This is a genomic window from Marinospirillum alkaliphilum DSM 21637 (genome assembly GCF_900119735.1).
Lineage (GTDB): Bacteria > Pseudomonadota > Gammaproteobacteria > Pseudomonadales > Halomonadaceae > Marinospirillum > Marinospirillum alkaliphilum.
Map to the genome: position 1 here is coordinate 131,345 of NZ_FPJW01000001.1, position 21,947 is coordinate 153,291.

A 21,947-nucleotide genomic window follows, 5' to 3' on the forward strand; every position below is an offset into this window, starting at 1 on the left:
CTCTGGCTGGTTTTTTCTGATTCTTCTTCTGACAAGTGAAACCTGTGTGAAAGACCTGTGATGTTTTGATGGCAGCGGGTGCAATTTTTTTGATCACTGCTAATCTTGACTGAAAGGTTGAATTCTTGAGCCATCTGGATCTGGGGAGCAGGAGCATGCATGGGGGCAGCGTCAGGAATGAAAGCAGCAGATGGTGGCATAGGATGCCTGCCAGATGGATGGCGGTATTGCTGCTGCTTCTGATGGTGCCCCCGTCACAGGCTCAGCCGCGTGAATTGCGTGTCGGTCTGTATGAAAACCCTCCCAAGTTGTTCATCGGGCCGCGGGGTGAACCTCGCGGCATGTTGATTGAGTTGCTTGATGAGATTGCACAGCGTGAAGGCTGGAGTATTGAGTATCACCCTTGTTCCTGGTTGAACTGTCTGGAGCAGCTGGCGGCGGGGCAACTGGATTTAATGCCTGATGTGGCCATTAACCCCGAGCGCTTACAGCGTTTTGATTTTCATACCTACCCGGCGCTGAATTCCTGGTCGCAGATTTACCGGCATCCCGATCAGCACATAGAGTCGCTGCTGGATTTACAAGGCAAACGTGTCGCCGTGTTACAGGGCAGTGTCCAGGATGCTGCCCTGCGTCAGTTACTGGCTGGCTTTGAAGTTGAGTTTTATCCGGTACCGGTGGTTTCCCTGGATCAAGCCTTTCGAGCCGTGGCTGAGCGGCGTGCAGACGCGGCCATTGCCAACTATCAGTTTGGTGGTTATCGCCATGGTGATTACGGACTGGTGGAAAGCCCCATTGTATTAATGCCCGCACGCATTTTTTATGGTGCGCCTCAGGGCCAGCAGCGGGATGTGCTGGCCCGCATTGATTTTTATCTGGAGCGCTGGCTGGCTGAACCCAATTCCCCTTATTACCAGATCATCCGTCGCTGGGGTGGTCAGCGTCCGGAAACGCTGGTGCCCGGTTTTGTCTGGCAGCTGCTGGCGGCACTGGTGGTGCTGGGGGTGGTGTTAACCGGTGGCATGTTGTTGTTGCGCTTGCAGGTTAAAAAGCGCACCCGGGAATTGGCAGCCTTGAATCGTCATCTGGAACATCTGGCTCACTATGATTTACTGACCGGGTTGCCGAATCCGATTCTGCTGGCTGACCGTTTGCAGTCCCTGATGCAACAGGCCAATGAAAATCAGACGCTGCTACTGGTTGCACTGATTGATCTGGATGGTTTCAAGCAGATTAATGATCGCCATGGCACCGATGTGGGTGATCAGTTGTTGATTGGACTAACACACCAGTGGCGCTCTTGCCTGCCGGAAAAATACCTGCTGGCGCGTTTGGGTGGTGATGAGTTTGTGGTCGTCATGCCGGGGTTAAAAAATCAGGAAGAAGGGGTGTATCAGGCGCGTTATTTACAGCAGTTGCTGGAGCGCCCGGTGACGCTTGGGGAAAGGGAGTTGCAGGTGTCTGGCAGTATAGGTTTGTGTTTTTATCCGCAGGGTGAAGAACACATCGAGGCTGAACAATTGTTGCGTCAGGCCGATCAAGCCATGTATCTGGCCAAACAGACCGGCAAGCACAGTTTTCAGGTGTTTGATGCTGAATGGGATCGCCATATCCGGGGGCAACACGAATCCCTTGAACGCATCCGTCTGGGGCTGAATCAGGAAGAATTTGTGCTGTTTTATCAACCCAAGGTGAATCTGCGTACCGGTCAGGTGGTCGGGGTGGAAGCACTGATCCGTTGGCAGCATCCCGAACGCGGTCTGTTGGCTCCGGGTGCCTTTTTGCCACTGGTGGCGGAGCAACCGCTGGATGCGGCACTGGGCTACTGGGTGCTGGAAACCGCCCTGCGCCAGATGAGTCATTGGCAGGCGACAGGCCACTCAGTGCCGGTGAGCATCAATATTTCAGCACACCACCTGCAGCAGCCAGACTTTGTGGCTCGTTTGCAGCTCTTGCTGGACAATCATCCGCAAATCAATCCTGCGGATGTGGAGCTGGAAATCCTGGAAACCAGTGCGCTGGAAGATGTGCAGGAGGTTTCTGCCGTGATGCGAGCCTGTTCCCGCCTGGGGGTAGGGTTTGCGCTGGATGACTTTGGAACCGGTTATTCTTCCCTGACTTACCTGCGTCGCCTGCCTGCCCAGTTATTAAAAATTGATCAGAGTTTTGTGCGCGATATGCTGCAGGATGAAGAAGATCTCGCCATTCTGGAGGGTGTGATTCGTCTGGCTGCAGCTTTCAGACGCCAGGTGATTGCTGAGGGGGTGGAAACCCTGCAGCATGGTAACGAACTGCTGAAGTTGGGATGTGAGCTGGCACAGGGTTATGGCATTGCCCGCCCCATGCCTGCTGCAGAAATTCCGGAGTGGATTAAACACTGGCAGCAGGCACCGGTCTGGACGGCTTGATGCTTGTGCTTCAAGTGGTGAAGCGCTGCAGCTGTTGCTCCAATCCTTGCAGTAACTGTTCCAGGCTTTGGCTGTTATGTTCCAGCTCACCAACAGCTTGTGTGGTTTCCTGATACAGCGCATGCATGCCATTGGCCAACTGACTGAGTTGATCAGCCGTCACACGTTGCTGACTGGCCGCTGAAGCGGTTTCCACATTGGCACTGTGAATGCCACCAACAGCCTGATTGATGTTGTTTAAAGAAGCCCCGGCCTGTTCCAGGTGATGGCTCACTTCATCGGCTTGTTGCAGGCTGAATTCCATTTTACTGACAGCCTGCTGGGCTGCCTGACGGTTGGCATCCAGCAAACGGCTGATTTCTACTGTGGCATCACGTGAACGCCCAGCCAGTGAGCGCACTTCATCTGCAACAACTGCAAAACCACGACCTGCTTCACCGGCTCTGGCGGCTTCTATGGCGGCATTTAATGCCAGCAGATTGGTTTGTTCGGCGATGTCGTTGATCACATTCAGGATGTTATTGACCTTTTCACTGTGTTCAGCCAGTTCATTAACCTTGCTGGCAGAATCACGCAGGGCCGATTCCAGTGTCTGGTTGTGCTGCTGCAGCGTTTGCACCAGTTGGCTGCCATTGGCGGCCAGCTGGCTGGCATCCAGTGAAGCTTGTTGGCTGGTTTCGGCATTGTTGGCTATACCATGAATGGCCTGGTGTAACTCCTCTACACTGGTCAGCATTTCCTGCAGGCGTTGTTGCCCCTGTTGCACCTGTTGATCCAGATTGTTGGCCACGCGTTGCCCCAGGCTGGAGCTGTTGGAAACTTCGGTGGTGGCGTGGATCACCTGCTGCAGGAGTTTGCGCACCTGTGCCAGCATAGTGTCAAAGGCTTGTGCTGCCTGCGCGGTTTCATCCTTGCCTGGCAGTGCCAGTTTGCGTGTTAAATCCAGATCCTGGGCAACACCTTCCATGGTGCGGGTTAATTGCAGGGTCGGGCCACTGATTTGTCGATAGATGAACCAGGCCACCAGAGCACCAGTAAACACCAGTAGCAGGTTGGATAGTCCGATCACTATGAGCCGCTGTCCAGCTGCTTGCAGCTCGGTATTTACCTGCTGTGCCAGGCTATCCAGCAGTTGCTGGCGCTGCTTGAGAGGCTGCTGCATCAGCTCATCTGTCAGTTGTAACCACTGGTCGGCAGGGGTGCTGAGGCCAAAGTTGCCATCCAGGTAAATCTGTTCTGCCAGGCTACGAATTTCACTGACCTGCTGATGCTTTTCACCCTGCAGCCATTGCTTTAACAGAAGTTCAGGATGGTCAGGCAGCTGGTTGTTGTAACTGTTGAAAAAGACCGATTGCTCACTCAGCAAACGCACAAAACGTGGGTAGGCTCCGGTTGGAAAATAGGTTTCCTCAAAAGCCACAGCCATCAGCAGGCGCTCTTCATCCAGACGAGTCACCGCCAGCAACAACGCGTGGTGTGCTGAGTGCCAGCGAGTGGTCAGGCCATCGGCGTGGCCGGATAAGAGTGTGGAGAAAAGTTCCAGCTGGCTGGCAAGCTGGTTGATGGGGTGATCAGCTTGTAACAAACCCGCCAGATTCAGCGGTGTATCAAGGCTTTCCTGTACTCGTGTGCGGTAATGCTGCAAGGGGCGTTGCAATTCAGTGGGTAAGGAAGCAGTTTGTTGGTGCAGTTGTTCCAGATTGCGCAGCAGCGAAGAAGAGGCAGCCTGAGCATTGTTGCCGGAAAGTTGAGCGCTGCGCAGTTGCAGGTAGTCACGCACCGACAGGTCGAGCTGGGTGCGAGCCTGTACCAGTTGTTGTTGCAGTTGCAGGCCAGCATAAAGCTGCAGGTCATTACGCGTGCTGAGGCCAGCATAAACCAGCATGCCCAGTAGCGGCGGCACCACTAATAACAGGAGTTTGACGCGCACGGAGATATTGCGCACGAACGTCAGCATAAGACTTTCCCCTTTGTTCTTTATCATTATTTTTTGGGAGCTGGGAGGGAGCTCACACGCCTCTGAGAGGAGAATCCTAGACGAAAGTCAAAAAAAAGCCATCATAAAGTGATAGCTTTTTGTTAATTGCTCTGTATTTTCTGTGTCGCTTTCTGGTGGGTGGGGTCAGTCCAGTCCGCCAAAACGTTTGTAGAAGCTGGCGTTGGGGGTTGGCAGGGGGCCGGAAGCATTTTCCAGGGTTTGATCCAGCCATTGTTCGGCACGAGCATAGATCAAACGGTAGAGATTACGGCATAACTGACGGGCGCTGCGGCCCTCCCAGTCGCCGGGCAGTAGTTCGTCCGGCAACTGCGGATCACGCAACAGTACCTTGCGGTATTCGTGAATCAGCAGGGTGCGGGCAATCAGGCATTCTTCCGGTGTCAGGCTGTCGTCGATTTTTAATTCCTGCCACAGCGGGCGGAACTGATTCAGAAAATTACGATAACGGTCAGCCAGGTGTTCCAGGTTCCAGCTTTCCTTGACCTGTAAGCGCAGGGCGCGGGAGGTGAGCAACTCCTGGGGTTCACTCTGCATCACGATGATGTCGTCGAGTGCTTCACGTTCTTGCAGCAGTGGCAGGATTTCACTGCGTTCAAAACGGGGATGGGCCATCACGCCTGGTGCCAGGCTACCAAAACCCATCCATTCCAGTTCTTCCTTGACGGTGCGGCGTTTGCTGTTGTCCAGTTGGGATAAAAACACCAGGCACCAACTGCCAATCCACTGCTCGGTTGAGGCGTTGTAAACCTGTTTAAAGGCCTGCTCAAAGCGGCGCAAACCTGGCCCGGTCAGGCTGTAATAACTGCAGCGGCCCACCTTGTCAGCCTGCAACCAGGATTCCCGTGTCAGGCGGAAGACGGAGGTGCGCACCAGGCGTTCACTGATGCCCATGGGTTCCAGTAGTTTCATCAGGCTGCCCAGCCAGACGGTGCCACCACGCGGAACAATGGCATCACCATAAAGGGTGATGATCAGGGAGCCAGCCCGTAGTGGGCGTTTTTGTTGAAAGTTGTGAACCAGCAGGTCCAGTTGGGTTTTTGCGGCCATGGCCTTTGCTTTTCCGTTGCTGAAGTCATACATCTGCACCGGCGTTATTATCCTTGTCTGGATGCGCAGGTAAAGCGCTGTGGACAAAGCTTTGCAGGATTTTGACTTCGGTCATTGTTGTTATTTGGTATCAGGCAAGCATGAAACTGGTTGACAGGCTCGTTATGATACAATAGTTTTTGATCTAGCTCATCAAATGTGTCGCTTTTGAGGGCTGATCTAGCCAGGAGTGATTCACCTTTTGTTAACAGTCTGCTGTTTCCGGTTTCGGGCATCTGCTGTTGTAAAGGGTATAAGTGATACGGATTTTCATTTCTTGGATGAAAGGTCTGTTTTGCTTTTGCAACAAAAATAAACGAGGGCAGCCACTGCCCCAATCTTGGAGAACAACAACAATGAGTAAAAAACTCTTGCGCCGTGCGGGCTTTCTGGCCGCAACCCTGGCTGCAGGCATCTTTGCAGGTGCTCAGGCCGCTCAGCCGATCAAAATCGGTTCCTTCCTCTCTGTGACTGGTCCGGCATCCTTCCTGGGTGACCCGGAATTAAAAACCCTGGAAATGTACGTTGAGCGTATTAACGAAGCCGGTGGTGTGCTGGGTCGTCCGCTGCAGCTGATTCATTATGATGATGCTGGCGATGCCTCTGCTGCACGTAACTTCGCCAGTCGCCTGGTGCGTTCAGACCGCGTGGATATCATTGTTGGTGGCAGCACCACGGGTACCACCATGGCTGCAGTACCGCTGATCGAGCAGGCACGTACGCCGTTTATCTCCCTGGCGGGTGCTGTGGTGATCACTGATCCGGTCAAACCCTGGGTATTCAAAACCCCTCAGTCTGACCGTGCCGCTGCCCAGCGTGTACTGCAAGACATGAAGGATCGCGGTATTACGCGTATTGGCCTGATTTCCGGTACTGACGGTTTTGGTCGTTCCGGTCGTGAGCAAACATTGGCAGTGGCTCCTGAAATGGGCATCGAAGTGGTTGCTGATGTGACTTACAGCCCTTCTGATACTGACATGACCGCCCAGTTGACCCGTATCCGTAACACCCCCGGTGTGCAGGCTGTGTTCAACTTCGGTTTTGGCCAGTCCCCAGCCATTGTGACGCGTAACTACGCACAACTGGGCATTGATCTGCCTTTCTATCAGTCTCACGGTGTAGCGTCTGACCGCTTCCTGGAACTGGTCGGCCGAGCGGGTGAAGGTCTGCGTCTGCCAGCTTCACCACTGCTGGTACCGGACTCTCTGCCGGATACCGACCCACAGAAGCGTGTGGTACAGGCCTACAAGTCTGCTTATGAGCAGCGCTGGAATACCCAGGTCTCTACCTTCGGTGGGTATGCTTTTGATGGTCTGATGCTGGCAGTAGAAGCCATTGAAAGAGCTGGCAGCACGGATCGTGAAGCAGTGCGTAAGGCGCTGGAAAGCATCCAGGGTTATGTGGGTGTGACAGGTGTTTTTAATATGTCACCGACTGACCATAACGGTGTTGGCCCTGAATCCTTCCGTATCCTGGAAGTACGCAACGGCCAGTGGCATCTGATTCAGTAATTCTTTTCTAAAACCTGCCTGACGGTCAGCGTTCCGGTGCCTTGATGGGTACCGGACTGCTGCCGGCTTTCGACGGGACAAAAACCATGTTCGCAGAATTTATACAATACCTGTTTACCGGTATCACCATTGGTGCAACCTATGCACTGGTGGCTCTGGGTTTTACCCTCATTTACAACGCCAGTCATGTGATCAACTTTGCTCAGGGTGAATTCCTGATGATCGGTGGCATGGCGACTGTATCCCTGCTGGGAATGGGATTCCCGATGCCTGTGGCGATCGTGCTGGCGGTGATGCTGGCCGGTATCATTGGTGTTGCGCTGCAGCGTTTTGCCATTGCACCGGCAAAACAGGCGGATGTGGTCACCCTGATCATTATTACCATTGGTGCATCCATTTTTATCCGTGGTATTGCCCAGCTGGTGTGGGGCAAGGAATACCACGTGATGCCGAATTTCTCCTCCGACGAACCCATCCGTTTATTCGGTGCCGTGCTGAACAGCCAGAGTTTCTGGGTGCTGGGCATTGGTGCCTTGCTGGTGGTGGCGTTGGTGCTGTTTTTCACTCGTACCCTGATGGGTAAGGCCATTCTGGCAACCTCCATGAACAAGGATGCAGCCCGCCTGGTGGGTATTCGTACCCAGATGGTGTTGATGCTGGCCTTTATGCTGTCCGCGCTGCTGGGCTCCATGGCGGGTGTCACGGTGGCTCCGATTACCTTCACTGCTTATGACATCGGCATCATGCTGGGATTGAAAGGTTTTGTGGCTGCTGCACTGGGTGGTCTGGGCAGTGGTGTGGGTGCAGTTGTGGGTGGCCTGTTGCTGGGGGTGGTGGAAGCCATGACCGCTGGTTACATCTCGTCTGACTACAAGGATGCCGTGGCCTTCTCAATGATTCTGCTGGTGCTCTTCTTCATGCCACGTGGTCTGTTCGGCAGCCGTGTTGTGGAGCGTGTGTGATGCTGAATTCGTTTATGCAGATGCGATTAAAAGGGCTGGTGATCCTGGCGGTGATCATCCTGATCCTGCCGCTGTTCATGAGCAACCCTTTTCACTATGACATGGCCACCCAGATTGCCATCATTGCTGCCACCGTGGTGGGGTTGAACCTGCTGGTGGGGTATGCCGGGCAGATCAGTCTGGGGCATGCCGGATTTTTTGGCATCGGTGCTTATTTCAGTGCGGTCATGACCAGCAATTATGACTGGCCACCCTTGCCAACCTTGCTGCTGGCCGCTGCGCTGGTGGGTGTGATTGCCTGGATTGTCGGGCGGCCGATCCTGAAGCTGAAAGGCCACTACCTGTCGATGGCAACGCTGGCAGTGGGTTTTATCATTGCCATCATCATCAACAATGAAGGTTGGATCACCGGTGGTCCGGATGGTATGCCGGTGCCTTCTTTCAGTGTGTTTGGCTGGGAACTCAGCTCCTTTAACCAGTACTCCTTCCTTGGTATGGAGGTGAACGGTTACAAGGCCTGGTACTTCTTTGCCGGACTGCTGTTGCTGCTGGCGGTGTGGGTGGCACAGAACATCATTGATTCGCCGATTGGTCGTGCACTGCGCTCGGTGCATGGCTCCGAGGTGGCGGCTCGCGTCGTGGGTGTGGATACCGCCCGCTACAAAAGCCTGGTGTTTGTGATCTCGGCTGTTTACGCCAGTTTGATGGGCAGTTTTTATGCACACTTCACCGGTTTCATTACTCCGCACATTGCCAGTTTTGAACACTCCATCGTGTTGATCACCATGGTGGTATTGGGCGGTATGGCCTCTACCTTTGGTGTGATTCTGGGCGCTGCGGTATTAAAGCTGTTACCCCAGGTGCTGGCTGATTTCCAGGAACTGGAAATGATGATGTTCGGTTTGATTCTGATGCTGACCATGATCTTCATGCCCAAGGGTCTGCTGCCCACTGCCCAGAAGCTGTTGAAGAAAAAGATGAGCCGGAAAAAAGTGGAGGAACAGGCATGAGCGCCCTGATCGATGTCAAAGGTCTGGACAAGGCTTTTGGTGGTGTGAATGCGGTCGAAGGCCTGAGCTTCAGTGTGGATGCCGGGCAGATCTATTCGGTGATTGGCCCCAATGGTGCGGGCAAAACCACCCTGTTCAACCTGATTACCGGCATTTACACCCCCACCAAAGGTGAAATTCACCTGAATGGGGAAAGTGTGGTGGGAATGGAACCCAACAAGCTGGCTGAGCGGGGCATGAGCCGTACCTTCCAGCAGATGCAGATTTGCATGAACATGACGGCGCTGGAAAACGTCATGCTGGGGCGACACCTGCAGTTAAAAAGCAATCTGCTGACTACGCTGCTGCGCCTGCCTTCACTGTTAAAGGATGAAGAAGACTGCCGCGACCATGCCATTGAACTGATGAAGTTTGTGGGTTGTGGTGAATACATCGAAAGTGATGCTTCGGCCATGTCTTACGGCGCGTTAAAGCGCCTGGAAATTGCTCGCGCACTGGCTGCTGATCCCAAGGTGATTCTGCTGGATGAACCGGCAGCGGGCCTGAATGGTACTGAAACGGCAGCACTGGAAGCATTGATCAAAAAAATCGCTGCACAGGGCATCACTGTGGTGCTGGTTGAGCATGACATGAAACTGGTGATGGGCATTTCCAACCGGCTGCTGGTGCTGAATTATGGTCGCAAACTGGCCGAAGGCACCCCGGAAGAAATCCGTAACAACCCTGATGTGATTGCTGCCTATCTGGGTGGCTGAGCGAGGAGGCAAGAACATGACGCAAGACCAAAATCAGATTGCGCCTGCCCGCTCCCGCAGTGAGCAGGCCATCCGCATCATCATTCGTGAACACCAGGGGTTGTGGCGGATCATTGATCTGCTGGACCAGTTGGAACAGGACATGAACATCAATGCCAGCCAACCGGATGAATTGTTGTTCAGTACCATTTTTGACTACATCGAACACTTCTCCAACCGAGTGCACAGCCAGCCGACTGAAATTCGTCTTTATAAACTGTTGCGCGAAAAGGCACCGGAAACCGCGCCGCTGCTGGATAAACTGGAAAAGGGTTATGTGGTTGGTCACCAGAAGTTGCTGGAGCTGCGCCAACTGTTGCGTGAGTGCATGGTCAACTGGCCAAATGGCCGGGAAGCCTTTGGTCACGCCCTGAGCCGCTTCAGTGTGGCGCTGCGCAAACACATCAAAAAAGAAGAAGGGGTGGTGATTCCCCGTGCGCGTGAAGTGCTGGCACCGGAAGACTGGGACCAGATCATCAGTGCGCGGGATCAGCAGGATGATCCGCTGTTTGGTGACCGGGTGCGCGAAGAGTTCCGTGAGCTGCGTCACCGCATCATCAGCCTGACTCCGGAACGCCTGGGTGGTCTGGGACTGGCGCATACCGGTCGAGTCACGGCCCACCATCAAGGGCAGGAAATGCTCTCGATCAAGGGGCTGGTGACTTCTTATGGTCAGATCGAAGTGCTGCATGAGGTGGATATCAGCATCAAAACCGGTGAAATCGTTTCACTGGTGGGTGCCAACGGTGCCGGTAAATCCACCCTGCTGATGACCATCTCCGGTTTGCAGCCCACCGACAAGGGGCAGATGCTGTTTGAAGGTGAAGATCTGGCAAAAATTCCGGCAGACAAGCGGGTGGCCAGAGGCATTGTGCAGGTGCCGGAAGGTCGTCAGGTTTTCAAGGACCTGAGTGTGCATGACAACCTGCTGCTGGGTGCTTACACTCGTGGCAAGACGCCGGAAGTGATGGAGGATCTGGAAAAGATTTACGGCAAGTTCCCGATCCTGCGTCAGAAACGCCATAACCTGGCGGGTGAGTTGTCCGGCGGTCAGCAGCAGATGCTGGCCATGGGACGGGCGCTGATGGCCAGACCCCGTTTGTTGTTGCTGGATGAACCTAGTATGGGTCTGGCACCGCTGATCGTGGAAGAAATCTTCCAGACCATTCGTGAACTCAAGGACGAAGGCATCACGGTGTTTCTGGTGGAGCAGAATGCGTCTCAGGCGCTGGCACTGGCGGATCGTGGTTATGTGCTGGAAACCGGCGAAGTGGTGCTGTCGGGTACCGGTAAAGAACTGCTCAGCAACGAGAAGGTGCGCGAAGCCTACCTGGGCATGTAAACCCTCTCAGGTTGTGAAAAGCACTGGCAGGTGACTGTCAGTGCTTTTTTTATGGGCGCATAATTTTTCGTTAACCAGGGTTGAGCATTTATGGTTGGAAAGAGTCGATAAGGCCGGGCTTAAATGTATAGAATTGGTATGGCGCAAATTAGGAAAAGAGCAGAAACCTTCTGTTGACATCCTGTAACCTGTCGGCCTAAGTTCATATTAATAATGTGCATCTGAGAAGCATCATGTCGTCAAAAGGTTTTGAGTTGCTGAAGATTTCTTCCGGCGAATTGCAGGCAGGGCAGCCTGCGCCTTGGGCTGTCTGCGATGCAAAAGGGCAGGAGCTGCTGAAAAAAGGTGCATTGGTTCCTTCCGAAGATTTTTTGCGGCTACTCGAACAGGTGGGCTACTTTGCCCGTGAAGTGGTTGCAGGGCCGGTTCGTCAACCGGTGACTTTTAAAGGCCGTGTTAACCCCTTTGCCGAGTTTGATGATCTGTGTCTGCAGCTGGAATCCCTGTTTGCAGACCTGGAAACACGCCGTCAGCTGTCACCAGGGAGTGTGAAGCGGCGCATTCAGGACATCATTGTTAACCTGCAGGGGTTGGTTCGTTATGATGCCGACGCGCTGATGGGCGCTGTGCACCTGTCGGATCGTTTTGAATACCATGTGCACCACCCGATGCAGATAGCGGTGCTGACAGAGCTGATCCTGGAGCGGTTGAAGGTGCCTCAGGATGTGCGTCTGAGTACCCTGTCAGCAGCCCTGACCTCCAATCTGGCCATGAACCCCTATCAAAAAGCACTCAACCAGCAAAAAGGTCCACTGAGTGACGCTCAACGCAAGATGATCAACACCCACCCGCTGATGAGTGCAAATAAACTGCGTCAATCAGGTGTGGATGATGAACTGTGGATTGAACTGGTCGAGCAGCACCATGAAAAGGTGGATGGCACGGGTTATCCCAGAGGCTTAAGGGGGAATCAAATTCGCCACGAAGCCCTGGTCCTGGCACTGGCTGATGTATATTCAGCCATGGTGACCCCCCGCGTGTATCGTGGCCCGCTGAAACTTACCGAATCCTTAAAAGACCTTTTTATTCAGCGTGGCAGCAGTTTTGATGACAAACTCACACGCATCTTCATCAATGAGCTTGGGCTGTATCCGCCGGGTATTTATGTTCGTCTGAACAATGGTGAGCTGGCTGTGGTGGTGGGGCGCTCCAGTGATTTTAAAGCGCCTTTTGTAGCCAGTATCAAAAAACCGGATGGCAACATGCATCCGTCTCCCCGCCGCCGTAACTCCGGTGAAGAAGAGTTTGGCATTCGCCACGTGTGTGATCCTACCGACCGGGTCAGAGTTGACCCTTCCCAGCTGTGGGGCTTTGATGCCCTGAGGGTCAACATCAAGGTTGACCTGAGCAACGTGGACCCATTCATTCGCGGGTTGCGTTGAACCTCGGCGTTAGATAAAAAATCTTATCTCGCACTTGCGCTATATGTTTTTGGTATAGCTGTTAGTTCCCCTGTGCCGTGTCTTCACCTGAAAAACTCAGCAAGAATGCAAACACTTGCTTCATGGCAGGTGCACCTCCGAAAGGAAATTCCTTGCTGTAACACTTATAAAAACAAAACAGGTGAATTATGAAATCAAAAAGCTTATCAAAAGCTCCATTATTTAATATCGGCAAACTGGCCGCACTGGCTGTTACGCCTCTGGCGGCTGCCATGTTTGCTGCTTCTGCCCATGCCGTGACCTTCCAGGCCAATGACAACACCACGGTTGGCATCGGCGGCATTATCTTTGCGCAGGCGGTATGGGCCAATCCGGACAATGATGCAGATCGCGGCAATGCCGATGCGGATACTTCCTTTGGCATCAATCAGGCAACAACGCGTCTGAATTTTGATATTCGTACCCGTACGGAATACGGCGAAGTACGTGTTTTGCTGGAGGATGAGGTGTCAGGGGCAACTCCGGGTCGACGTCATCGTGCCCTGTTCTGGGGTGATTATGTGGCAGGTTGGACCTGGTCAAACTTTGCCGATTTCACCGGTGGCGGTGAAGTTCTGGCGCCCGTGCCTCTGGCTGCGGGTTCTTCCTGGGCAAGTCGTAACTTCATCTTTGGCCGCAACTTTAACCTCGGTGATGCCGGCTCCTTTGCCGTGTCACTTGAGGATCGCCAGTTGCAGGGTGACAACGGTACTGCTGTGCCTGACCTGACCGCCAACTATCGTGCAACTTTCAATGGCATCGGGCTGCATGTCGGTGCCCAGATGTACCAGTTGGACAAATTTGATGGTTCCGGCGATTCCGAAGCCAAGACCCGCTTTATTGTGGGTGTTCGCGCGCCGGTAACGGATGATCTGACATTGCGTGCATCCTTCATCACGGATGAAGACAACTATGACGGTGTGGCTGTTTCAGCGCAGTACAAGCTGACTGATCGTCTGCGCACCAACCTGGTGGTTGAGCAGATCATGCACAGTGATGATGCCATGGGAACCCGCGGCGCTGGCAGTACCGTTGTACGTCGCCCAGCCGATCGTCCGAAAGGACTTTCCGGCCCGCGCCATGAAGATCACCAGAAAGTTTTCGTGAATGCGATTTACCGGACTCAGTTGGGTGTGGAGCTGGGTGGTGAAGTCGAAATCTACAATGATGACGACTACACCGATACCCTGCTGACTTTCCAGGCCAGGTACGGCTTCTAAGCGGTCTGTCAGCGATTGATGTACCTCAAGCAGTTATGTGGCGTTGCCCGTCTGATTCAGACGGGCTTTTTTAGCCTGAAAATATAACCATTTGATATGTATCAAAAAAGCAAGCCACAACAACAATAAGGAGGCGTTCCATGAAACGCTGGCTGATGATCAAGAAGCTGCTGCCGCTGGCACTGGCAGGCAGTATGACCTTCCTTTCTGCAGCTCAGGCAGCAGAACCCATCCTGATCGGGGCTGCTGCATCCAAAACCGGACCCATGGCCGGTGGCGCGGCAGTGACCTACTGGCCCAATGTCAAACTCTGGGAGCATGAGGTCAATGCCCGTGGCGGTCTGCAGATGGCCGATGGCAGCAAACGTCCGATTCGCATCATTGAATACGATGACCGCACGGATCCGGCGGAAACCATTCGTGCCGTGCAGCGTCTGGCCACCAATGACCGGGCCGATTTCATTCTGGCACCTTACAGCACCGGGCTGGCACTGGCTGCGGCACCCATTTTTGACCGTTACGGTTACCCGATGGTGAATGTCAGTACCATCACGGACCAGACCGATACCCTGTCAGCCCGTTATGAGCGGATATTCTTCACCCTGGGCAAAACTTCGGTGCTGGCTGCCGGTGTGGTGGATGCACTGGTCCAGTTGCGGGAAGCCGGTGAGATCGGCAACCGGGTGGCGCTGGTCAATGTTGCCGATGCCTTTGGCATCGAGTTGGCACAGGCTGCTCGTCCGGCACTGCAGGAAAAGGGGTTTGAAATAGTGTTCAACCGTTCTTACCCGCTGGGTACCCAGGATCTGACGCCGGTGATGCGCGGTGCAGCGGCTGCCCGCCCGGATGCCTTTGTGGCCTTTTCCTATCCGCCGGATACCTTTGCACTGACGGAACTGGCACAGGTCGAGAACCTTGACGTCAAGGTTTTTTACACCGCAGTGGGCACTCCCTTTCCGTCCTACAAGGGGCGTTTTGGTGATGCCATCAATGGTGTGATGGGTGTGGGTGGTGTCAATGCTGACTCTGATGCTTTTCAAGCCTATCAAAAGCGGCATCAGGAAGTAACGGGGCAAGCTCCAGACTTCTGGGCCAGTGCCGTGCAGTATGCCAGCTTCCAGGTGCTGGAGCAGGCCATTGAAGGGGTGGGTGGCGTTGATCGTGCTGCGGTGACTGACTACATCAAGAACAACACCTTTCAGACGGTGATGGGTGAGTGGCGTTTCGAGAACCAGCAGATCCGCAGTTACTGGACCGTGGGTCAGTGGCAGGACGGTGAGTTCAAGGGAATTGCTTCGGAAGGCAATCTGCCCGGTGCCGTGGCTCCAACTATCAAGAACGGCTGGAAATGATCAAGACGGTGCATCCATTCAGGGTGCACCGCCAACTGAGTGAAAAATTATGGTGATTCTGCTGACCGGATTGTTTCTGGGGGGGATTTACGCCCTGATTGCAATGGGACTGTCACTCCAGTATGGCGTGGCGCGCATCATGAATCTGGCCAGTGGTGAAATGCTGGTGGCCGGTGCCTTTGCCGGTTTCTGGGTGTATACGGCGTTCAGTGTCAGTCCTTATGTGGCGTTGTTTTTTGTGGTTCCTCTGGCATTTGCCTTTAACTGGCTGATTTACAACTGGTTGTTGTTGCCGCTGGTGCGCCGTGCAAAAAATCGTGGCCAGTTGGAAGTGGACAGCATTCTGGCCACCTTCGGCATGAGTTTTGTGCTGGTTGGAGTGATGCTGATGGCTTTTGGTGGCAGCTACTTCAGTTACTCCTGGCTGGCACGGCCGATTGAGTTGCTGGGCAGCAATTACAGCCAGAACCGGGTGCTGGCTTTTGCGGTGGCTGCGGTGATCTGTGGTGGTCTGTACCTGTTGATCAATCGCACCCGACTGGGATTGTCCATACGTGCGGTGGCGGTTGACCCCAGGGCAGCCGGACTGGTGGCCATTGATGTGAAAAAAGTGGCCGCCCTGACCTTTGCGCTGGGCGGTGCCGTGGCTGCAGCTGGTGGCACCCTGCTGAGCACCTTCCTGACCTTTGATGCTTCCATTGGTGTGGTGTTCACCATCAAGGCACTGGTGATTGTGATCATGGGGGGGGTTGGTGATATCCGCGGTGCCATTGTTGCAGCGCTTGCGCTGGGGCTGGCTGAAACCCTGGTGGCCACCCTGCTGGATCCGGGGCTGACACTGGCCGCCGCATACCTTCTGTTCATTCTGATTCTGTTGTTTCGCCCCCAGGGGTTGTTCGGGAGGAGTGCATTATGAAACAGCAGGAACTGATTCGCCTGGTACTGGTGGCGCTGGTGTTTGGTCTGCTGGCGCTGTTGCCATTGATACCCGCCAATGATCGCCTGATGGCACTGGCAGTGCCGATTGCCATGTATGCCGTGCTGGCTACATCCTGGTCACTGTTTTCCGGGCCGACTCACTACATCTCGCTGGCCACTGCAGCTTTTTATGGTGTCGGCGCCTATACCCTGGCCAATGGCCTGGAAGTGTTTTCCTATCCGCTGTTGCTGCTGATGGCGGCACTGCTGGGCGGAGGTCTGGCAGCACTGGTGGGCATGACCACACTGCGCCTGTCCGGGGTATATTTTGTGATCTTCACTCTGGGACTGGCTGAGCTGATTCGTCAGTTGGTGACCTGGTATCAGAACAACTTCACCGGCAGTCGGGGCAGTTATGTGTTCACCGATATCACCGAAGCACAGATTTACTGGCAACTGCTCGGGCTGCTGGCACTGGTGTTTCTGCTGGGCTGGCTGATCAACCGTTCACGTCTGGGTTTTGCCATCCGCATCATTGGCAATGATGAGCTGGTGGCCCGGCACAGCGGCATCAACACTGCCCGAACCAAAGTACTGCTGTTCATCTTGTCCGGCGCCTTTGCAGCCGTGGTGGGCGCAGTGATGGCACCACGTTTTGTTTATGTGGAGCCGTCCATGGCTTTTTCACCTCAGTTATCCTTCATGGTAGTGGTGATGGCCTTGCTGGGTGGGGTGCATCGCCTGTGGGGGCCGCTGCTGGGCGTGGTGCCTTTTGCCATTGTCTGGGAATTGATTGCGGCAAACTTTCCGGGGCAGACCGTGTTGTTCATGGGGCTGGCTTTCCTGGTGGTGGTTTATTTCATCCCGCAGGGTGTGGCCGGTGTGCTGGAGCAGCAACTGCATAAAATCAGGCAGCGCCGGGGAGGATGAGATGAATAAACCGACGGTACTTGAAGTACGCAACCTGACGCGCCGCTTTGGTGGCCTGGTGGCGGTCAACAACATCAGTTTTGATGTGCACGAACATGAGGTGGTGGGTTTGATCGGTCCGAATGGCTCCGGCAAGACCACTACCATGAACCTGATCTCCGGTGCCCTGCCGCCAAGCTCCGGTGAAATCTGGCTGGGGGACACCTGCATCTCGCGACTGCCGGCACGCCGGATTGCCCGCAGTGGTGTGGCACGAACCTTTCAGTTGGTGCGCATGCTGCCCTCCCTGTCGATTCTTGAAAATGTGAAAGCCGGTGCGGTGTTTGGTCACCAGCAGCTGTGGGGTTCCGAGCTGGATCACCATGCCCGGCGGTTACTGGAGCGGGTGGGGGTGATGCATGACCCTGATGCACCCACCTCCAGCCTGACCTACATCGATCAGAAACGGGTGGAGCTTGCGCGTGCCCTGGCATCCAATCCACGGGTTCTGCTGCTGGATGAATGGCTGGCCGGACTGAATCCCACGGAGCTGCAGCAGGGCATCGAGCTGATTGCAGATCTGCGTGATGAAGGGCGCACCATCCTGCTGGTGGAACATGTGATGGATGCCATTCGCAGCCTCTGTGACCGATGTGTAGTGATGAGCAGTGGCAGCAAGATCAGTGAAGGCGGCACGGAAGACGTGCTGTCTGATGCAGCAGTGATTGAGGCCTATCTGGGGAAAGACGATGAGTGATGATCAGGGTTTGAGCTGCCGGGATGTGGTGGTGGCTTATGGGCAGCATCCTGCACTTCGGGGTGTTTCCGTGCAGGTGGCACCCGGAGAGCTGGTGGTGATTCTGGGTGCCAACGGTGCAGGCAAGAGCAGTCTTCTGAATGCACTGGCCGGGCTGGTGCCCAGTCAACAGGGAGAGATGCTGCTGGGTCAGCAGCCGCTGACCGATCTGCCGCCGCACCGGATTGTTGAAGCCGGGCTGGCGCTGGTGCCGGAAGGGCGGGGCATTTTCGGTGACCTGAGTGTAGAGGAGAATCTGCGTCTGGGTGCTTATTCAGAACGTGCCCGCAAACAGGAGCAGCAGAATCTGGCGCTGGTTTACAGCCTTTTTCCGAAGCTGGTTGAGCGACGCCGACAGATTGCCAGAACCATGAGTGGCGGTGAGCAGCAGATGGTGGCCATCGGTCGTGCAATGATGTCGGCACCGGCGATCCTGATGCTCGATGAACCTTCACTGGGCCTGTCACCGCTGCTGACCTCTGAGCTGTTTCGTTCATTGCGCAGGGTGCGCGACACCGGTCTGGGCATTCTGCTGGTGGAGCAGAATGCCCGTCAGAGTCTGGCGATTGCAGACCGGGGTTATCTGCTGGAAAACGGTGAGATCATCGGCAGTGACCAGGCCGCTGCACTGCTGGCAGACCCTGCCGTGCAGCACGCTTATCTGGGCGGTGCTGCAGCAAAACGAGCGGGGTGAAATCAGATCGCTCAGCTCAGGCAGAGTTTTTTCAGCAGCCTGAGCAGTTCCTCGCGTTCACAGTCGCTCAGTGCTGCCGTGGTTTCCAGGTCGCAGCGCTGAGCGATTTCTTTCAGTTCATTCAGGAGCTTTTCACCCTGGCGGCTCAGGTAGAGTCCGTAAGAGCGCCGGTCAGTCTGGGAGCGAATGCGCAAGGCCAGGTTGCGTTGCTCCAGCTTGTTCACCAGTACCACTGCCTGAGGTGGCTCAATGGCCAGTGCCTTGGCCAGGTCTGCCTGCATGATGCCGGGGTTCTGTTCCAGGATGGCCAGTGCGGAAAACTGCGCAGGGCGAAGGTCGTAGGGTTCAAATGCCTCAACCACACACTGAAATGCTTTTAACTGGGCACGGCGCAGGGCATAACCCAGCAGATCATCCAGAAGAATTGTGCTGGGGCTGGTGGTACGGCTATTGACGGGATCCATGGCACTTTCCGATGTGATTGTGATGTTGGCAGCTGGTCATTTTAGTTTTTTTGCATCAGGGAAGCTATAAAAGTTTGTTCTATTAACTATCTTGTTTTTTGATCTTGTACTAGGCTGCAATCATGAAATATAGTTAATTAAGTTAACTAAATGGCTGCAGTACATCAGCCGCTTCATCAAAGCAAAACTTTCAACAAAACAAAACAAGAGAAGCAGATATGAGCAAATACAAGGATCGCTGGACCTGTATCAAGGCTGAAGTCACCGCTGAAGGCATTGGTTGGCTTTATTTCAATCGCCCGGAAAAACGCAACGCCATGAGTCCCACGCTCAACCGTGAAATGATTGATGCACTGGGTGCTCTGGAGCAGGATCAGGATGTGCGGGTGCTGGTGCTGACAGGTGAAGGGGATGCCTGGACTGCCGGCATGGATCTCAAGGAATACTTCCGTGAAGTGGACGGTGGTCCTGAAATCCTGCAGGAAAAGATACGCCGCGAGGCATCCGAGTGGCAGTGGAAACTGTTGCGCATGTACAGCAAACCGACCATCGCGATGGTCAACGGCTGGTGTTTCGGTGGTGGTTTCAGCCCACTGGTGGCCTGTGATCTGGCGATTGCGGCAGATGAGGCAGTGTTCGGTCTGTCAGAAATCAACTGGGGCATTCCGCCCGGTAACCTGGTCAGCAAGGCCATGGCAGATACCGTGGGTCATCGCCAGTCACTTTATTACATCATGACCGGTGATACCTTCACCGGCAAGGAAGCTGCTGCCATGGGGTTGATCAACTCCAGTGTGCCGCGCTCAGAACTGAAAGCGGCAGTGGTTGCGCTGGCAGGCAAGCTGCTGGACAAGAATCCGGTGGTGCTGCGAGCGGCCAAAAATGGCTTCAAGCGTTGCCGCGAGCTGACCTGGGAGCAGGGGGAGGATTACCTCTACGCCAAGCTGGATCAGGCACAGTTGCGTGATCCTGAAAAGGGTCGTGAACAGGGACTCAAACAGTTCCTGGATGACAAGAGCATCAAGCCGGGTCTGCAAGCTTACAAGCGCACCTGATTTGGCTGGCGGGGCCATTGATGGTCCCGCCTGTGGCAGCAAAATTATAAAAACAACAGCATAAGGAGGCCGGATCGGTGTCCGCCTTACTTGAACAGAAAAATGCCAGAAATGTGCGTATCGGTTATCCGGGTCTGCGGGTGACACAGCAGCAGGCTTTTCACCTGGAGCCGGCTGAGGCTTTGCAGCCCCTGCAGTCTCGCTTGCTGGACAGTCTGGTGAGCTGGGCTGAATTGCGTCCACATCAGACTTTTGTGGCCATGCGACAGCAGGGCGGTGACTGGCAGCACATCACCTATGCCGAGATGCTGCAGCAAGTGCGTTGCCTGGCCACCGGATTGCGCCAGTTGGATCTGGGGCCGGACAAGCCGCTGGCGATCCTGTCCGGCAATGACCTGCATCATCTGACCCTGGCTTATGCCGCCATGTATGCCGGTATTCCCTATTGCCCCGTTTCACCGGCTTACTCCTTGCTGGCCACAGATTATGAAAAGCTGGCCGCCATCCTTGAACAACTGACTCCCGGTGCATTGTTTGTCACGGATACTGCTCCGTTTGCAGCGGCCATCAGTGCCGTGGCAAAACCCGGTACCCCCCTGATCAGTGTGTCCGGCAGTGTTGAGGGTTTTCCGGCAGTGGCGTTTGCCGATCTTCAGCAACAACAGCCTGATGCAACCACTGAGGCCGTGTTCAGAGCCACCGGGCCGGATACCCTCGCCAAGATACTTTACACCTCCGGTTCCACCAGTCAGCCCAAGGGAGTGATGACCACCAACCGGATGCTGTGCGCCAACCAGCAGATGTTGCTGCAGACCTTTCCCTGTTTTGCAGAGCGACCGCCGGTGCTGGTCGACTGGCTGCCCTGGAATCATGTGTTTGGTGGCAGTCACAACATTGGCATCGTGCTTTATAACGGCGGCACCCTTTATATGGATGAAGGGCGTCCCACGCCTCAGTTGTTTGCTGAAACCCTCCGTAATCTCAGGGAGATTTCACCCACTGCCTATCTCACGGTGCCGCGAGGCTGGGAAGAGCTGGTCACAGCACTGGAGCAGGATGCAGATTTGCGTAACACCTTCTTCAAGCGCATGCAGTTGTTCTTTTTTGCGGCCGCCGGGCTTTCCGATGCTGTACGACGGCGCCTGGATGCCGTGAGTCTGGCTCATTGTGGTGAGCGGATTCGCATGATGGCCGGGCTGGGTATGACCGAAACCGCACCTTCCTGCACCTTCACCACCGGTGATGTGGATCTGCCCGGTTACATCGGTCTGCCTGCTCCGGGTTGCCAGATTCGCCTGGTGCCGGTTGGTGACAAGCTGGAAGCCCGTTATCGTGGCCCGCATGTCACCCCCGGATACTGGCGTGCCGAGCAGCAAACCCGTGCGGTTTTTGATGAGCAGGGTTATTTCTGTTCCGGTGATGCCATCCGTTTTGTTGATCCAGAGCGTCCCGAGCTGGGCCTGATGTTTGATGGCCGCATTTCCGAGGACTTCAAGCTCTCCACCGGTGTGTTTGTCAGTGTCGGTCCCTTGCGCACCCGCATCATTCTGGCTGGTTCACCGGTGATTCAGGATGTGGTGATCACCGCTCCGGATCAGGATGAAATCGGTCTGCTGGTTTTCCCGCGTGTTGAGGCCTTGCGTGAACTGCCAGGTGCAAAAGCGGATGCCTCACTGGCCGAGCTGATCAGCAGTCCTGCTGCCCGGACCTGGCTGCAAGACTTGCTGCAAGAGGTCAACCTTGAGGCACGAGGCAGCTCCAGCCGTGTGGCCTGGGCCTGCCTGCTGGCTGATTCACCCTCCATCAACAAGGGCGAGGTGACCGACAAGGGCAGCATCAATCAGCGCGCAGTGCTGCAGCATCGGGCAGCAAAGATCACCGCACTTTATGCCGGTGAAGACAGGGATCGGGTTGATGCTGACCCCATGAAGTCCTGAGTGACTGGA

Annotated in this window: 18 protein-coding genes; 15 read left to right on the top strand and 3 right to left on the bottom strand. The window is 54.9% G+C overall.

Annotated elements, in window-relative coordinates; all coding sequences use genetic code 11:
* Window positions 1-203: 203 nt before the first annotated feature.
* Complete coding sequence (locus tag BT114_RS00655) at window positions 204-2,408, top strand: putative bifunctional diguanylate cyclase/phosphodiesterase (protein WP_072324391.1); 2,205 nt, start codon at window positions 204-206, stop codon at window positions 2,406-2,408.
* A 10-nt stretch (window positions 2,409-2,418) separates the two neighbouring features.
* On the opposite strand, the gene BT114_RS00660 is transcribed toward BT114_RS00655, so the two are convergent.
* Both BT114_RS00660 and paaX read right to left on the bottom strand, forming a co-directional pair.
* Window positions 2,419-4,365 (bottom strand): methyl-accepting chemotaxis protein, encoded by a 1,947-nt coding sequence (locus tag BT114_RS00660; RefSeq protein WP_072324392.1) that lies wholly within the window; start codon window positions 4,363-4,365, stop codon window positions 2,419-2,421.
* A 165-nt stretch (window positions 4,366-4,530) separates the two neighbouring features.
* A complete protein-coding gene (paaX, locus tag BT114_RS00665; RefSeq protein WP_072324845.1) occupies window positions 4,531-5,454 on the bottom strand; it encodes a phenylacetic acid degradation operon negative regulatory protein PaaX in 924 nt (307 codons plus the stop codon).
* A 395-nt stretch (window positions 5,455-5,849) separates the two neighbouring features.
* Between paaX and BT114_RS00670 the strand changes: the two genes are divergently transcribed.
* The 12 genes from BT114_RS00670 (at window position 5,850) to BT114_RS00730 (ending at window position 18,482) form a co-directional block, all read left to right on the top strand.
* Window positions 5,850-7,004 carry an ABC transporter substrate-binding protein gene (locus BT114_RS00670; RefSeq protein ID WP_072324393.1) on the top strand — a complete coding sequence of 385 codons (1,155 nt, stop codon included), beginning with the start codon at window positions 5,850-5,852 and terminating at the stop codon, window positions 7,002-7,004.
* Window positions 7,005-7,090: 86 nt separating this feature from the next.
* Window positions 7,091-7,966, top strand: a complete 876-nt coding sequence (locus BT114_RS00675) for a branched-chain amino acid ABC transporter permease (protein WP_072324846.1) — start codon at window positions 7,091-7,093, stop codon at window positions 7,964-7,966.
* Window positions 7,966-8,976: a branched-chain amino acid ABC transporter permease gene (locus BT114_RS00680; protein ID WP_072324394.1), complete on the top strand. Its 1,011-nt coding sequence runs from the start codon at window positions 7,966-7,968 to the stop codon at window positions 8,974-8,976. Before BT114_RS00675 ends, BT114_RS00680 begins: the two co-directional genes overlap by 1 nt.
* Window positions 8,973-9,731 (top strand): ABC transporter ATP-binding protein, encoded by a 759-nt coding sequence (locus BT114_RS00685; RefSeq protein ID WP_072324395.1) that lies wholly within the window; start codon window positions 8,973-8,975, stop codon window positions 9,729-9,731. Before BT114_RS00680 ends, BT114_RS00685 begins: the two co-directional genes overlap by 4 nt.
* 16 nt (window positions 9,732-9,747) lie before the next feature.
* Window positions 9,748-11,112: an ATP-binding cassette domain-containing protein gene (locus BT114_RS15310; protein WP_072324396.1), complete on the top strand. Its 1,365-nt coding sequence runs from the start codon at window positions 9,748-9,750 to the stop codon at window positions 11,110-11,112.
* 233 nt (window positions 11,113-11,345) lie between these two features.
* On the top strand, window positions 11,346-12,554 hold the full coding sequence (locus BT114_RS00695; RefSeq protein WP_072324397.1) for an HD-GYP domain-containing protein: 1,209 nt from the start codon (window positions 11,346-11,348) through the stop codon (window positions 12,552-12,554).
* Window positions 12,555-12,742: 188 nt separating this feature from the next.
* Window positions 12,743-13,813: a hypothetical protein gene (locus BT114_RS00705; RefSeq protein ID WP_143142738.1), complete on the top strand. Its 1,071-nt coding sequence runs from the start codon at window positions 12,743-12,745 to the stop codon at window positions 13,811-13,813.
* A gap of 140 nt (window positions 13,814-13,953) precedes the next feature.
* On the top strand, window positions 13,954-15,165 hold the full coding sequence (locus tag BT114_RS00710; protein ID WP_072324400.1) for an amino acid ABC transporter substrate-binding protein: 1,212 nt from the start codon (window positions 13,954-13,956) through the stop codon (window positions 15,163-15,165).
* A gap of 49 nt (window positions 15,166-15,214) precedes the next feature.
* Window positions 15,215-16,081 (top strand): branched-chain amino acid ABC transporter permease, encoded by an 867-nt coding sequence (locus BT114_RS00715; RefSeq protein ID WP_072324401.1) that lies wholly within the window; start codon window positions 15,215-15,217, stop codon window positions 16,079-16,081.
* Window positions 16,078-17,013: a branched-chain amino acid ABC transporter permease gene (locus BT114_RS00720; RefSeq protein WP_072324402.1), complete on the top strand. Its 936-nt coding sequence runs from the start codon at window positions 16,078-16,080 to the stop codon at window positions 17,011-17,013. Before BT114_RS00715 ends, BT114_RS00720 begins: the two co-directional genes overlap by 4 nt.
* 1 nt (window position 17,014) lies before the next feature.
* Entirely contained in the window at window positions 17,015-17,749 is a 735-nt protein-coding gene (locus BT114_RS00725) for an ABC transporter ATP-binding protein (RefSeq protein ID WP_072324403.1), read from the top strand.
* Window positions 17,742-18,482, top strand: coding sequence for an ABC transporter ATP-binding protein (locus BT114_RS00730; RefSeq protein ID WP_072324404.1), 741 nt, complete (start codon window positions 17,742-17,744; stop codon window positions 18,480-18,482). The genes BT114_RS00725 and BT114_RS00730 overlap by 8 nt, the downstream gene beginning before the upstream one ends.
* A gap of 11 nt (window positions 18,483-18,493) precedes the next feature.
* Here BT114_RS00730 and BT114_RS00735 read toward each other — a convergent pair whose 3' ends face one another.
* Entirely contained in the window at window positions 18,494-18,946 is a 453-nt protein-coding gene (locus BT114_RS00735) for a MarR family transcriptional regulator (RefSeq protein ID WP_072324405.1), read from the bottom strand.
* Between the two features lie 218 nt (window positions 18,947-19,164).
* On the opposite strand from BT114_RS00735, the gene BT114_RS00740 reads away from it, so the two are divergent.
* Window positions 19,165-20,001, top strand: coding sequence for a p-hydroxycinnamoyl CoA hydratase/lyase (locus tag BT114_RS00740; protein ID WP_072324406.1), 837 nt, complete (start codon window positions 19,165-19,167; stop codon window positions 19,999-20,001).
* A gap of 77 nt (window positions 20,002-20,078) precedes the next feature.
* The gene (locus tag BT114_RS00745; RefSeq protein ID WP_072324407.1) at window positions 20,079-21,938 is read left to right on the top strand and encodes a feruloyl-CoA synthase; all 1,860 of its coding nucleotides are present in this window, start codon (window positions 20,079-20,081) and stop codon (window positions 21,936-21,938) included.
* The last annotated feature ends 9 nt before the right edge of the window (window positions 21,939-21,947 follow it).